This window comes from Actinomyces ruminicola (assembly GCF_900103885.1).
Classification (GTDB): Bacteria; Actinomycetota; Actinomycetes; order Actinomycetales; family Actinomycetaceae; genus Actinomyces; species Actinomyces ruminicola.
In genome coordinates, this window is sequence record NZ_FNIM01000005.1 from 92,256 (window position 1) to 105,908 (window position 13,653).

Here is a 13,653-nt window from a genome sequence, read left to right on the forward strand (position 1 = left end):
AGCGCGGAGGCCAAGCACTTTTCGAGGAGGCCTGCGGGTGTCCTCGTCGTCGGGGTATTCGGCCTGGCGGCCTGGTTGCCCCTTCCTCCTCAAAGGTCTCATGAGCAAGCTCATGGACCTTCTCGTCGTCGGGGTGGCGGGATTTGAACCCACGATCTCCTGCACCCAAAGCAGGCGCGCTACCAAGCTGCGCCACACCCCGCGTAAACGATCGCGACCGCCACCGATATTCGGGACGGCCGCGCGTTCACCGAGCGGGTGACGGGAATCGAACCCGCACCATCTGCTTGGAAGGCAGAGGCTCTACCATTGAGCTACACCCGCGTGGGACGGGCCCGGGCCCGCCGCTGCTGCCGGTTCGTCACCGGCATCGCCGGGACGTCAGCGGCTTCAGTCCTCGAGGAGGCCGGTCCGGTAGGCCTTCGACAGCCGACCAGGCACCGCGATCTTGCGGCCGCCGACGCGAACCGTCTGGAGCTCGGGCAGCTTGGCCTTCCACTGAGAACGACGATTGCGGGTGTTGCTGCGGGACATCTTCCGCTTCGGTACTGCCATGAGCCCGCTCCTCTCAAACTCGTGGGGCCACCCGGTCACGAGCAGCCCGAAGGATAGTTGACCAGGGGTCACCTTAGCGGTTCGACCGGAGCCCATTCCAGCCCGGCGCCCTCACCGGCCGTGTGAGATCAGTCCCGTCCCCCCTGAAAACAGTGCCGTACCAGCATCCGCCGCTATACATGAGGACATGACCGCGCACTCCCCCACCGACGCCGCACCCGCTGCCGTGGTCACGCTGGCACGAGGAGAGCAGCCGGAGACCGATCTAGAGGTCAAGCGCTCCCACTTCCTGGGGCGGGCGGCCCGCACCGACGACGAGGCCGCCGCCCGTGCCTTCATCGCCTCCGTCCGCACCCGGCACCCGGAGGCGCGCCACCACTGCACCGCCTTCACCGTCTCCGTGCCCGGGGCGCAGCCCATCGAACGCTCCAGCGACGACGGCGAGCCCTCCGGCACCGCCGGCGGGCCCATGCTGGATGTGCTGCGCGGTACCGGCCTGACCAATACCACCGTCGTCGTCACCCGCTACTTCGGCGGAACCCTGCTGGGCACGGGTGGCCTGGCCCGGGCCTACTCGCAGGCCGCCGCCCAGGCCCTGGCAGCCGCCTCCCGGGTCCGTCTGGACACCCGTCACCTGTGGCGGGTGCGGGTGCCCGTGACCGAGGCCGGCAGGCTGGAGGCGCAGCTGCGCGGCCGCGGCCCGGGGGGAATCGGGGTGGAGGGGACGGCGTGGGCGGCGACCCACGCGGTCCTCACGCTGTCCACGCCCTCGGCCGACGCCGAGGCGCTGAGCGAGCAACTGGCGGCACTGACCGGGGGTGCTGCTGTCGCCGAGCCCGCTGGCAGCAGCGTCATCGAGACCGCCCTCGCACCCGCACAATGAAACGCACCTCACCATGCGGAACATTTGACATCGGCGCCGGCGCACGCGCTAGGGTCTTGCCCGAGGAGGGCCTGCGCACTGTACGCCGACGGGACTCCGCAGCCTTCAGCAGCACCAGTACCGAGGAGGACCCCCATGACGGCCATGAGCGTCATGCGCGTGATGTCCCCCTGCTGCTGCCAGTGTCGATAGAGCGCCTGGCCACGACACTGTGCGCGCGCCGCAGCGCGCATGCCCGGCGCTCAGGGCATTGCTAACGCCCCTCCCCTTCGACCCCTCAAGCACTCAAGCGCCCTTCAGGTTCTGGAGCTACACATCACTCCCACCGACCCGGCGCATCTGCTCCGCACCTTCACAAGACTTAAGGAACTGCAATGTCATACGCCGCCAACATCACCGAACTCGTCGGCTCCACTCCCCTGGTCCGCATCAATCGCGTCACCGACGGCGCCCCCGCTACCGTCCTGGCCAAGGTCGAGGCCTTCGAGCCCGCCGGCAGCGTCAAGGACCGCATCGCCCTTTCGATCGTCCGGGCGGCCGAGGCCTCCGGCGCGCTCAAGCCGGGCGGCACCATCATCGAGGCGACCTCCGGCAACACCGGCGTCGGCCTGGCCATGGTCGGCGCCGCGCTCGGCTACCGGGTGGTCATCACCATGCCCGAGACCATGTCCAAGGAGCGCCGCGCCATTATGCGGGCCTTCGGCGCCGACCTGGTCCTCACCACCGAGGGCGGCGTCGCGGGCGCGGTCAAGCGCGCGGAGGAGATTCAGGCCGTCACCCCCAACTCCGTGCTCGCCTCCCAGTTCACCAACCCCGCCAACCCGCAGATCCACCGCGAGACCACCGCGCAGGAGATTCTGGCGGCGACCGACTCCCAGGTCGACGCCTTCGTCGCCGGCATCGGCACCGGCGGCACCCTGACCGGCGTGGGGCAGGTCCTGCGCGCGCAGGTACCCGGCGTGAAGATCTTCGGCGTCGAGCCCGCCGAGTCCCCGCTGCTCAGCGAGGGCAAGGCCGCACCGCACAAGATCCAGGGCATCGGCCCCAACGTGATCCCCGAAGTGCTGGACCAGTCCATCTGGGACGAGCTGCTTCATATCGAGTCCGACACGGCACTGACCTACGCGCGCCGCGCCGCCGCCGAGGAGGGCCTGCTGGTGGGCATCTCCTCCGGTGCGGCCCTGGCCGCCGCCGCGCAGATCGCGCAGCGCCCGGAGTTCGCGGGCAAGACGATCGTCACGCTGCTGCCGGACACCGGCGAGCGCTACCTGTCGACCGCGCTGTACGCCGAGTACCTGGACTAGCCGCCGACCACCGGCGGCCCCGCCGAACCGCGGCCGCCCGCACCCGCATTCGGTCATATCCCACAGCGGATTCGGACACGCTCCGGCGTCGGTGGTGGTATCCCGGGAACAGGGATGCCACCACTGGCGTTGCCCGTGCGGGTCATCGCAGGTCAGGCGCTGTTCACAGCGCCGCCCGCGTACTCCATCCCTGATTTCCCTGTCAGTTGTCAGACCTGCCGTCAGGCCCTTGCCAGAGGAGCACCATGCATAAGCCCAGTCGGTCGTTCATTGATCTCGCCAAGGAGGATCTGGCGACCGCCCGACGCCGAGACCCGGCGGCGCGCTCAAACCTCGAGGTGGCGCTGCTGTACCCGGGCGTCCACGCCCTGTGGGCGCACCGCGCGGCACACCACCTCTGGCTCCGGGGCCGCTACTTCGCGGCTCGCGCCCTGTCGCAGGCGGCCCGCGCCGCCACCGGCATTGAGATCCACCCCGCCGCCAAGATCGGCGAGCGCTTCTTCATCGACCACGGCATGGGGGTGGTGATCGGGGAGACGGCCGAGGTCGGCGACGACGTGCTCATGTTCCACGGCGTCACGCTCGGCGGGGTGTCCATGAACCCCGGCAAGCGCCACCCCACCATCGGCAACAACGTGCAGATCGGGGCCGGCGCCAAGGTGCTCGGGCCGGTGACGGTGGAGGACGGCGCCAAGATCGGTGCCAACGCCGTCCTGGTGAAGAACCTCCCCGCGGACCACGTCGGCGTCGGCGTGCCGGCACGTGCCCGTGACCCGCGCACCGACCCCGAGCTCATGCTCGACCCGACCATCTACATCTAGTCGCCTCCTACCGTGTCCGGCCGGCTCCGGCCAGAGTCAGCCCGCCGCCCCCTGTGCCCTGGAGCTCGACTCCGGAGCCCGGGGGCGGCGTTCACGTGCGGCCTGCAAACGTGGTGGCGGCAGCGGGCGCGGTCAGTAGGCCTGGCAGCTCGGGCACCAGAACAGGCGTCGGCCGGCCACCTCGCGCTCCGCGATCGCGGTGCCGCAGCGCAGGCAGGGTCTGTCCGTGCGGTGGTAGACGTACCAGCGGCCCGCCTCCTCATCGCCCACCGGCAGCGGCTCGGGCACCTCCGCGGCGTCAACCGTGGTGATGAAGCCGGTGGCCACCCCGTACTCCATGAGCGGCACCAGGTCGTTCCACACCTGCTGCAGCCGCTTCACACTGACCCGGTTGCCGGGGCGGAACGGGGACAGCCCCACCCGGAAGAGCGTCTCGGCGCGGAAGATATTGCCCGCTCCGGCCAGCACCGACTGGTCCATCAGCAGCTCACCGACCGCCCGTTTGCGACGGCGCACCCCGGCTATGAACTGTTCCGGATCACCGTCGGCGCGCAGCGGGTCAGGCCCCAGGCGACGACGCACCGCGGCCACCCCCTCGGCGTCGAGCAGCTCACAGGCGGCCGGGCCGGTCAGGTCGGCCACCCCGTGCTCACCGGCCAGGCGCAGTCGGACGGCACCGCGGGGCGCGGGCGGCGTCCAGTCGCCGGGGGCGGCGGAGGCGGGCTCCTCACCCCTGATGCCGGACAGCGCTGAGCCGCCGCCGTGCGCCAGCGCGTGCTCCCCGCGCTCGCCCACCTTGCGGCGGGGCGCGCCGATGGAGTGGGGCGCGGTGAAGGCGCTGTCGCCGTCGAAGGTCCAGGAGCCGTACAGGCCCAGGTGAATGCGCAGCCAGATCACGTCCGGGGAGTCGACGGGCACGTCGGCGACCGGCGCGAATGCCAGGAACAGGTGCTTGCCATGCGCCTGGCCGTCCAGGAGCACCTGCCCGTCCAGGCGGGCGGCGCCGGCGACGAAGCGCCCTTGCGGGGAGGAGACGGTCAGGCGTTGACCGCCGTACAGTTCCATGAGGGCGCCGGCGAGGCGATGGATGGTGTGGCCTTCTGGCATGCCGGGGACGCTACCCGATGGTTATGCTCCACTTACAACGTGACAAGCGGCACTGTCAGTGGCTGGGAATGGCGCGCGGCGATCAGGCCTGCCGCCGGGGGCGGTGCCGCTCGTAGTCCGCCATCTGGTCGATCCGGTTCTGGTGGCGCTCTTCGCCGCTGAAGGGCTCGGCTATGAAGGCGTCCAGGATCCGCACCGCCTCCTCGGTGGGGTGCATGCGGGCGCCGAGGCCGGCGACGTTGGCGTCGTTGTGCTGGCGGGCCAGCCGCGCGACCTCCTCGTTCCACACGAGCGCCGCGCGCACGCCGTCGACGAGGTTCGCGGCGATCTGCTCGCCGTTGCCGGAGCCGCCGAGCACCACCCCGAGGCTGCCCGGGTCGGCCACCACGGCCTCGGCGCAGGCGATGCAGAACTCCGGGTAGTCGTCAAGGCGGTCGTAGACATAGCAGCCGTGATCGATGACCTCGTGGCCGGCCTCGCGCCAGTGCGAGACCAGAATGCCCTTGAGCTCGAATCCAGCATGGTCGGTACCGATGTGAATGCGCATGGGTGAATTGTGCCTCACGCGAACACCTTTGGCGCCATCCGCTTGCGGATGCGGGCGGCTCGCTGGGCACGGGCTAGCGTTGCGCCATGACTGATCCGACCGACTCCTCCTCGTCCGCCCCCGCATCCGGCGCCGATTCTTCGGTGGCGTCCGCAGGCTCGGACGCCACCGTGCTGGCGGGCGTATACGAGACCGCTGCGGCCAACGCCTCCGTACGCCCGCAGGACGACCTGTTCCGGCACGTCAACGGGACCTGGCTGGCCACGACGACGATCCCCGCCGACCGCCCCGCCACCGGCTCCTTCCTGGTGCTGCGTGACGCCGCGGAGGCGGCCTGCCGGGACATCCTGCAGGAGTTGGCCTCCGCCCCCCATACAGACGTCCCCACGACACCCGCGGACAAGCTCGGCGCACTGTACGCCGCCTTCCTGGACGAGGAGCACGTCGAGGCCCTTGGCGCCGCTCCGCTCGCCCCCGAGTTGGAGCCGGTGCTGGCGGCGGCGGACAAGGATGCGCTCGCCCGCGCCCTGGGCGCGCACCTGGCCGCCGGCTTCACCGGGCCGGTGGACATCGCCGTCGAGGTGGATCTGAACGACCCGGATCGCTACACCACCTGGATGGAGCAGTCGGGTCTGGGCCTGCCGGACGAGTCGTATTACCGGGAGGAGGACCGCGCCGAGATCCGGGAGGCGTACGTAGCCCACGTGGCGCGCATGCTGGATCTGGCCGAGCTGCCGGAGCGGCTGGGGGCCGCCGCGGATGTGCTCGCCGGGCGCATCATGGCGGTTGAGACGGCGCTGGCCAAGGGTCACTGGGACCGGGTGGCCTGCCGCGACATCGAGAAGATCAACAACCCCACTGCCTGGGACGAGCTGGTCGGCTCCGCGCCCGGCTTCCCCTGGACGACCTGGCGCGAGGGCGTGAACGCGGCCGTGGCGGCCGCAGGCGCGCAGCCGGGCACGCTGTTGGACGAGACGATTGTTGAGCAGCCCGACTACCTGCCGCACCTGGCGCAGGTGTGGCAGGACACGCCGCTGGAGGACCTGCGCGCCTGGGCGGCCTGGCACCTGGTACACGGCCGCGCCGCGCTGCTGTCGCGAGCCTTCGTGGAGGAGAACTTCGACTTCTACTCCCACACGCTCCAGGGCGTGGACGAGCTGCGGGCCCGCTGGAAGCGGGGCGTCGGCCTGATCGAGGGAACGCTGGGCGAGGCGCTGGGCGAGCTGTACGTGGCCCGGCACTTCCCGCCCGAGCACAAGGCTCGTATGGAGCAGCTGGTCGCTCGCCTGATCGAGGCCTACCGGCAGTCGATCTCCGCCCTGGAGTGGATGGGCCCGGCCACCCGCGAGCGCGCCCTGGAGAAGCTGTCCCTGTTCACCCCGAAGATCGGCTACCCGAGCAAGTGGCGCGACTACAGCGCCGTGACGGTGACGCCCGGTGATGTGGTCGGCTCGGTGCGCTCGGTGGAGGCATTCGAACTGGCCCGCGCCCTGCGCAAGCTGGGCGGCCCGGTGGACCGGGAGGAGTGGCACATGACGCCGCAGACGGTCAACGCCTACTACAACCCGACGATGAACGAGATCGTCTTCCCCGCAGCGATCCTGCAGCCGCCCTTCTTCGACCCGCAGGCCGACGACGCCGTCAACTACGCGGGCATCGGTGCCGTGATCGGCCACGAGATCGGCCACGGCTTCGATGACCAGGGATCCACCTTCGACGGGCACGGCAAGGTGACCGACTGGTGGACCCCGGCCGACCGGGAGGCCTTCGAGGCTCGCACCCATGCGCTGATCGCCCAGTACGACGCCTACCGCCCGGAGGCGCTGGTGGCGCGGGCGCAGGCCGAGGGCAAGGAGGCCGACGCCGTCCCGCACGTGAACGGGGAGCTCACGATCGGGGAGAACATCGGCGACCTGGGCGGCCTGGGCATCGCGCTGAAGGCCTACGCACTGGCCCTGGCCGACGCCGGGATCGACTCCCTGCGGCAGGCGCCGGTGCTCGACGGACTCACCGGCCTGGAGCGCTTCTTCTACTCGTGGGCGCGCATCTGGCGCAACAAGAGCCGGGACGACTACGCCGAGCTGCTGCTGACGATCGACCCCCACTCTCCCGCGGAGTTCCGCTGCAACGGGATCGTGCGCAACGTGGACGCCTTCTACGACGCCTTCGGCGTCACCGAGGGTGATGCGCTGTGGCTCGCGCCCGAAGAGCGCGTGACGATCTGGTGAGGCGAGGGGCCGTCGGCCGGCAACGGCCCGGCGGCACCGCCCCGGATCCGCGCGAGCCGACGGGACCGCGGGGATCGGCTGGAAGCTGCTGGTAACAGGCCCTGTAAGTCGGCCTCCTCACATGGGCACTTCTCCCCATCGATTCGTGCGAGAAGACCCCTTTTCCGGGATATAGGTCCCAGGTTTGCGACTGCTGTGACTCCTGAGGCGGCAGCCCGGCCCGGAATCACAGGTAGATCACACAAGAAAGGCTTGTCTTCAAAACGAGATCCGGGAGAGGCTGAGCTCAGTCCGGCGCCGCCCCGCGCCGTGTCTCATCTATCCCATTTGGAGGATCTATGCGTCTAGGACGTTCCATCACCGCCGTCGGCGCCACCGCCGCCCTTGTGGCCGGCGGTGTAGCCGTATCCACCCCCGCTCTCGCCGACACCACCGCGGACGGCTTCACGCTCGACGCCCCCGCCAGCCTCGTCGTCGACCCCAACTCCTCGATCACCGTGACCGGATCCGGCTGCGGCAGCGCAGACAACCCCGGCAAGGTGCGCGTCGCCCTCACCGACAGCCAGGCGGACTCCGGCTTCTCCACCTACGTCGAGGTCGACGCCGGCACCGACGGCGCCTGGACCGCGACCCTGGATCTGTCCACCGCCGTCGCCGAGGTCGGCGGCGACTCCGATGTGGACCCGTGGTACATCGTGGCTCAGTGCAACGCCTACAACGTCGGCGAAAGCGGAATCGCCTCCGAGGCGATCATCCTGGATGGCACCAGCTTCGACGGCTCCTACATCATTCACGGCAGCACCGCCGGTCAGCAGTCCTTCGAGATCACGGCCTCCGGCCTGACCCCGGGCGAGACCGCCACCGCCACGCTGATCAGCCAGGCCGACGCCGACTCCGCCGACGCCACTCCCGTCGCCACGATCGGTTCGGGCACCGTTGACGCCGACGGCAACTTCTCCGGCACCTTCCCCGCCCCCTCCGTCCCGGACGGCACCTACGTGTCGCGCCTGACCGGCTCCCGCTACGGCGAGGGCGGCGACTCCGTCTCGCTGATCACCGTGAAGAACGGGGTTTACAGCACCACCGCCCGCTCGACCGACGACCCGAGCGGCAACAGCATCGCCGGCAACGGCGCCGCGACGGGTACGGACACCACGGCCGGCACTGGTTCCACGGCCGTCCCGACGGTGGCCGCCGCGGTTCCGGCCAAGGCCTCCGGCAAGGAGCTTGCCAAGACCGGCGCTGAGGGCCTGACCCTGACCGTGCTCGCGGCCGGCCTGGTCGCCTCCGGCGCTGTACTGCTGCGCTCCCGCCGTCGCGCCTGACCGCTAGTCTGTCGGCGATGACAGCACCGGAGTCGTCGCCCGCAGCGACCAGCATCACCACCCGCGCCCGCCAGGCGGTTAACGCCTGGCGGGCGCGGGTGCTCGCACGGTGGCGCAGACGGCCGCTGCTCACCACCCTGGGCGCGTTCCTCGCCGCCGCGCTGCTTCTGGGGATCGGTGACCTCGGCGTGCTGTACGCCCGTCTGGATCGTTTCGGCGTGGACGTGCCGAGCCTCACCACAGCCGCCGACGCCGCCGGGGCGGACGCCCCGGAGACCTGGCTGGTGATCGGCACCGACTCGCGCACCGATCTGCCCGATGGCCCCGACCGCTACGGCGGCGTGGAGGACGTGGGCGACGGCGCCCGCGCCGACGTGGCCGCGCTGGTGCAGCCGACCGCCGCCGGCGTGAACGTGCTGGTCCTGCCGCGTGACCTGACCGTGGCGCAGGGGCAGTTGTTCGACGAGCGTCTGGCGACCTCCTTTCTTCAGGGGCCTCAGCGCACCGTCGACGCGCTCTGCTCCACCTACGGCATCGCCACGGCCCACGTGGTAACCGTCGATATGTCCCAGTTCGCCGGGATTGTCGACTCGCTGGGCGGCATCGACGTAGACATCGACGAACCCGTGCGCGACACCTACTCGGGCCTTGAGATCGGTACTGCGGGCCCGCAGCACCTGAACGGCGTCGATGCGCTCGCGCTGGTGCGCTCCCGCCACCCGGAGGTGCAGCGCAACGGGCAGTGGGTGGCGCTGTCGGAGCAGGAGGGGGCAGAACGACGCAGCCACTTCACCGGCGTCGTCATGCGCTGCGTCATCTCCGCCCTGCTGGAGCGGAGCCATAACCCGCTGACGCTCCAGTCGCTGGCGTGGACGCTCACCGGAAACCTTGGGGTCGACTCCGGCACCGGCCTGCTGGACCTGGCCCGACTGGCCCGCGCCGTCAGCGACTCAGGCGAGGGCACGACCGCCGCCGTCAACCTGGTGGAGGTTCCGGCAGGCCCCGTTGGCGACGGCTTCGCGGCACCGCCGACGGACCAGACCTACAAGACCCTGGCCGCCTACGGCTACACTCCCGGCACCTGCGCCCCCGCAGAATGACTCGCCGAGATCGGTAGAAGTCACATGCCCAGATCGGTAGAAGTCACGTGCCCAGATCGGTAGAAATCACGCATGGCGGCCCCGCACCGGCTGGGGATCAGCGCCGCAGGTAGTCGCCGACGGCGCGGCGCAGGTTCTCCTGGCCGTGGCGCAGCGCCTGCGCCAGGGGCTCGTCCGGCGGGCCGACCTTGACCAGCTCGCGCACCCCGTGCTCGAGCAGGTTCTCCGCCCCGTCCTTGATGCGCCCGGCGAAGACGACGCAGGGCACGCCCGCCCCGGCTGCGACGCGGGCGACCCCGGCGGGCGTCTTGCCCGCCAGGGTCTGGGCGTCCACTGACCCCTCCCCCGTCAGCACCAGGTCCGCTCCGGCCACGGCGTCGGCGAGGCCAACGGCGTGGGCCACCAGCTCGACTCCGGGCTCCAGGACGGCGCCGAGGAAGACCCGCAGGGCGAAGCCGAGGCCGCCCGCGGCACCGGCCCCGGGCACGGCCGCCTCCGGCTCGTGACCGGATACCCGGGCGACGTGCGCCAGGGCGCGATCCAGAACCGGCACCGACTCGCGAGCGACGCCCTTCTGCGGCCCGAACACGGCGGTGGCGCCGGCAGGGCCCGTCAGCGGGTTGGTCACGTCGCAGGCCACCTGAAACCGGGTCCGGGCGAGTTCCGGGAGCAGGCCGGCCAGGTCGATGGCGGCTATCCGACCGAACTGGTCGGGGTAGGGGGCCACGGGGTCGCCGGCGTCGTCAAGGAGCCGAGCGCCCAGGGCGGTGAGCATGCCCAGGCCGGCGTCGTTAGTCGCCGACCCGCCGATGCCCAGCACGATCGTGCGCGCGCCGCGGCCGACGGCGTCCTTGATGAGCAGTCCCAGTCCGGCGGTGTTCGAGCGCAGGACGTCGCGGTCGGCGGGGTCGATGAGCTCCAGGCCGGCGCAGCTGGCCACGTCCATGACGGCGCGGTCACCGTCGAGCCCGTAGGCGGCCCGGATGGGGCGGCCCAGGGCATCGACGGTGGACGCCGTGACGAGCCCAGCGCCCCAGGCAGCGGTGACGGCATCCACGAATCCCTCTCCGCCGTCGGACATGGGCACCATGACCGTCTCGGCGTCGGGGTAAACGTCGTGCACGCCGTGCTGCATGGCCTGGACGGCCTCGGGGGCCGTCATGTTCTCCTTGAAGGAGTCGGGTGCCAGAACGATCTTCACGGTGCTGTCCTTCCTCTCCGGTCGCGGCGGGGCCTCGGCATTCGCCTCAGGCGGTCTGCACGGGAGTGAGCGGCTCGCGCCCGGCCAGCACGGCGAGAACATTGTCGACGGCGAGTCGGCACATGCGGTCGCGGGTCGCCTCACCCGCGCTGGCGGTGTGCGGGGTGAGCACCACCTGCGGCCTGGCGATCAGCTCGGGGTTCACCTGCGGCTCCCCCTCGAAGGTGTCGATGGCGGCACCCCGCAGGTGCCCGGAGTCGATCGCCTCGATCAGCGCCTGCTCGTCCACAATGCCGCCGCGCGCGCAGTTGACCAGGTAGGCGCCGGGCTTCATGGCGGCGAGAGTCTCGCGGTTGATCAGGTGGCGGGTGGAGGGCAGCAGCGGCACGTGCAGGGTGACCACGTCGGAGGCGGCCAGAAGCTCCTCCTGGCTGACGATCTCGACGCCCTCGACCGTGGACCCGAGGGGCCGGGTGGCGTCGGTGGCGATTACGCGCATGTCGAAGGCGCGGGCACGCCGGGCCACGGCCAGGCCGATGCGGCCCAGGCCGATGATGCCCAGGGTGGCGCCGGCGGAGATGTCCAGTCCGACGAACATGCGCGGGCCCCACACCCACTGGTTGCCCTCGCGGATGAAGCGGTCGGCCTCAACTATGCGCCGACCGAGGGCCAGGATGAGGGCGAAGGTGTGGTCCGCGGTGGCGCCGTCCAGCACGCCGGGGGTGTTGGTGATGGTCACGCCATGGCGGGCGGCCGCCGCAAGGTCGATGTTGTCGAAGCCGACGGCCACGTTCGCCACCACCTTCAGACCCGGGCCGGCGGCGGCGAAGAACTCCTCATCGATGCGCTCGGTCAGCGTGACGATGGCGGCGTCCTTGTCGGCGACCCGCTCCAGCAGCTCGGCCCGGGCGGGCGGCGCCTCCTGGCCGATGTCGAAGGCCAGGCCGGCGTGGGAGCCGAGCTCGCGGGTGACGGACTCGGTCAGCAGCCGGGCGACGTAGACGGACTTGGTCGGCTTCATGGCGTCCACACTATTTGTAGAAGTGGTCATGGAATTGCCTTTCGTTGGGGGTGACAGTTGAAGATGAGCGGCCGCGGCAGTCAGATCTCCGGGAGCAGCTCGCGCCCGGTGGCCTGGGTCCAGGAGGCGCGGAAGGCGTCCCAGCGGTCGTCGTTGATGGCCACCCAGTCCGGTCGCGGGCTCACCCGCCGGGAGGCGACCTCCGGCAGGACCAGTCCGGCCACGGTGGCGCCGCACATGCCCGCCGCACCGATGGCCGGAAGGTAGGACTCGTCCACCAGGTCCAGGTCGGCGTCCAGGATGTCGGCCAGCATCTGCGGGAAGGCCGCGTCGGCCCCGAAGGCGCCGGTGACGTAGATGGAGCCCGAGCCCTTGGGCACGCAGGAGCCGAGCACCATGCGGTCCACCAGCAGCACGCCGTCGACGATGCCGCGGGCCACTTGTGCGCGGCTGGTCTCGCGGGTGATGTCGATCAGCCGCGCACAGGGAGCCTCGAACCACAGCGGTCCCCGCTCCCGCATGACGTGCGGGATGAAGAACGGGGCGGTGACCGCGTCCTCCCGGGAGATCTCGAAGGCGGTGCGGATCATGTCGGCGACGCCGCGTCCTTCCCCGCCGAAGCCTGTGACCAGGGCCCCGGTCGCCAGGGCGTCGCCGCCGTTGGTCACCCCGTTGATCAGCCACTCGCCCGGGCGGTTGCCGCAGCGCTGCAACGCAGTGGCGCGCGTGTCCGGCGCGGCCAGGCAGGAGTTGATCACGTGGGTGGTGCCCATGATGAAGAAGGGCTTGGTGCCCGGCCTGGTCCCCAGGGCGTAGGAGGCGGCGGGGGTGTCCGCGGAGCCCACCGACACGGGGATGCCGGCCGGCAGGCCGAGGTCGGCGGCCGCCTCGGGCGTGACCTGACCGAGGATCTCCACCGCGTGCTTGATCGGCGGGAGCGCGCCCGGGTCGATCTCCAGCAGGTCGACGGTCTCCTGAATCCACCCCTGGCCCGGGTCCAGCGTATTGAAGATGCCGGAGTAGGAGGCCTGGGTGGGGTCCAGCGCGGTCTCGCCCGTGAGCAGGGCGCCGAGCCACGTGCCGGCCATGCCGAAGGTGGTCATGCGTGCGAAGGCGTCGGCGTCGTGGTTGCGCAGGTAGGGGTGCGCCAGGGCCATGAAGGTCGACTGCGAGGGGTGGTTCCCGGTGGCCGCCAGGGCCTGCTCGGAGCGACGCTGCGAGTACTGGTTGAAGTAGTAGCGCAGGATGTTGTTGTCCCACACCACCCCCAGCCCGCAGGCCCTGCCGGCGGCGTCCAGCGGCACGGCCACCGGGCAGTGGACGTCGATGCCGACGCCGACGGCGCCGTCCACTGCCGGGCCCAGCTCGGCCAGCGCGCCGCGGATGGACTGTGCCCATGCCTGCGGGTCCACGCGGCCGTGCACGGAGCGGGAGGCCGGGTGCGCGCAGCGGGCGCGGGCGATCACCTCCCCACCGGCGTCGACGACGACGGCCTTGGTGGCCGAGGTCCCCAGGTCGATTCCGACGAATGTGCTCATCGTTGAACCTCCGTCTGCCTCTC

Annotated in this window: 12 protein-coding genes and 2 tRNA genes; 6 read left to right on the forward strand and 8 right to left on the reverse strand. The window is 71.0% G+C overall.

All coding sequences use genetic code 11. The annotated features are described in order from the left end of the window. Positions 1–128: 128 nt before the first annotated feature. The 3 genes from BLR49_RS06110 to rpmF form a co-directional block, all read right to left on the reverse strand. Positions 129–202, reverse strand: a tRNA-Pro gene (locus BLR49_RS06110). Positions 203–253: 51 nt separating this feature from the next. After that, positions 254–324, reverse strand: a tRNA-Gly gene (locus BLR49_RS06115). Between the two features lie 66 nt (positions 325–390). Further along, positions 391–555, reverse strand: a complete 165-nt coding sequence (gene rpmF, locus BLR49_RS06120; RefSeq protein ID WP_092535029.1) for a 50S ribosomal protein L32 — start codon at positions 553–555, stop codon at positions 391–393. A gap of 187 nt (positions 556–742) precedes the next feature. Here rpmF and BLR49_RS06125 point away from each other — a divergent pair, with 187 nt between their 5' ends. From BLR49_RS06125 to epsC, 3 genes are all read left to right on the forward strand, one after another. Beyond that, positions 743–1,438: an IMPACT family protein gene (locus tag BLR49_RS06125; protein WP_092535032.1), complete on the forward strand. Its 696-nt coding sequence runs from the start codon at positions 743–745 to the stop codon at positions 1,436–1,438. A gap of 374 nt (positions 1,439–1,812) precedes the next feature. Beyond that, positions 1,813–2,742 carry a cysteine synthase A gene (cysK, locus tag BLR49_RS06130; RefSeq protein ID WP_092535035.1) on the forward strand — a complete coding sequence of 310 codons (930 nt, stop codon included), beginning with the start codon at positions 1,813–1,815 and terminating at the stop codon, positions 2,740–2,742. Positions 2,743–2,987: 245 nt separating this feature from the next. After that, complete coding sequence (gene epsC / locus BLR49_RS06135) at positions 2,988–3,563, forward strand: serine O-acetyltransferase EpsC (protein WP_092535038.1); 576 nt, start codon at positions 2,988–2,990, stop codon at positions 3,561–3,563. Between the two features lie 132 nt (positions 3,564–3,695). Here epsC and BLR49_RS06140 read toward each other — a convergent pair whose 3' ends face one another. Together BLR49_RS06140 and BLR49_RS06145 are read right to left on the reverse strand one after the other, a co-directional pair. Further along, entirely contained in the window at positions 3,696–4,670 is a 975-nt protein-coding gene (locus BLR49_RS06140) for an Fpg/Nei family DNA glycosylase (protein ID WP_092535041.1), read from the reverse strand. 82 nt (positions 4,671–4,752) lie between these two features. Further along, the gene (locus BLR49_RS06145) at positions 4,753–5,217 is read right to left on the reverse strand and encodes a ribose-5-phosphate isomerase (protein WP_092535044.1); all 465 of its coding nucleotides are present in this window, start codon (positions 5,215–5,217) and stop codon (positions 4,753–4,755) included. Between the two features lie 86 nt (positions 5,218–5,303). Between BLR49_RS06145 and BLR49_RS06150 the strand changes: the two genes are divergently transcribed. The 3 genes from BLR49_RS06150 to BLR49_RS06160 all read left to right on the forward strand — a co-directional run bounded on the left by BLR49_RS06150 (position 5,304) and on the right by BLR49_RS06160 (position 9,870). Further along, the gene (locus BLR49_RS06150; RefSeq protein WP_092535047.1) at positions 5,304–7,445 is read left to right on the forward strand and encodes a M13 family metallopeptidase; all 2,142 of its coding nucleotides are present in this window, start codon (positions 5,304–5,306) and stop codon (positions 7,443–7,445) included. Positions 7,446–7,783: 338 nt separating this feature from the next. Then, entirely contained in the window at positions 7,784–8,770 is a 987-nt protein-coding gene (locus BLR49_RS06155; protein ID WP_092535050.1) for an LPXTG cell wall anchor domain-containing protein, read from the forward strand. A gap of 17 nt (positions 8,771–8,787) precedes the next feature. Further along, on the forward strand, positions 8,788–9,870 hold the full coding sequence (locus BLR49_RS06160) for an LCP family protein (protein ID WP_092535053.1): 1,083 nt from the start codon (positions 8,788–8,790) through the stop codon (positions 9,868–9,870). Between the two features lie 97 nt (positions 9,871–9,967). Here the strand turns inward: BLR49_RS06160 and BLR49_RS06165 are convergent, their stop codons facing one another. Genes BLR49_RS06165 through BLR49_RS06175 form a run of 3 tightly spaced genes read right to left on the reverse strand, consistent with a single transcriptional unit; the run spans position 9,968 to position 13,630 of the window. After that, positions 9,968–11,071, reverse strand: a complete 1,104-nt coding sequence (locus tag BLR49_RS06165; RefSeq protein WP_092535055.1) for a glycerate kinase — start codon at positions 11,069–11,071, stop codon at positions 9,968–9,970. Between the two features lie 46 nt (positions 11,072–11,117). After that, positions 11,118–12,122, reverse strand: a complete 1,005-nt coding sequence (locus tag BLR49_RS06170; protein ID WP_218121316.1) for a 2-hydroxyacid dehydrogenase — start codon at positions 12,120–12,122, stop codon at positions 11,118–11,120. A gap of 50 nt (positions 12,123–12,172) precedes the next feature. Next, positions 12,173–13,630, reverse strand: a complete 1,458-nt coding sequence (locus BLR49_RS06175) for a xylulokinase (protein WP_092535058.1) — start codon at positions 13,628–13,630, stop codon at positions 12,173–12,175. Positions 13,631–13,653 lie beyond the last annotated feature (23 nt).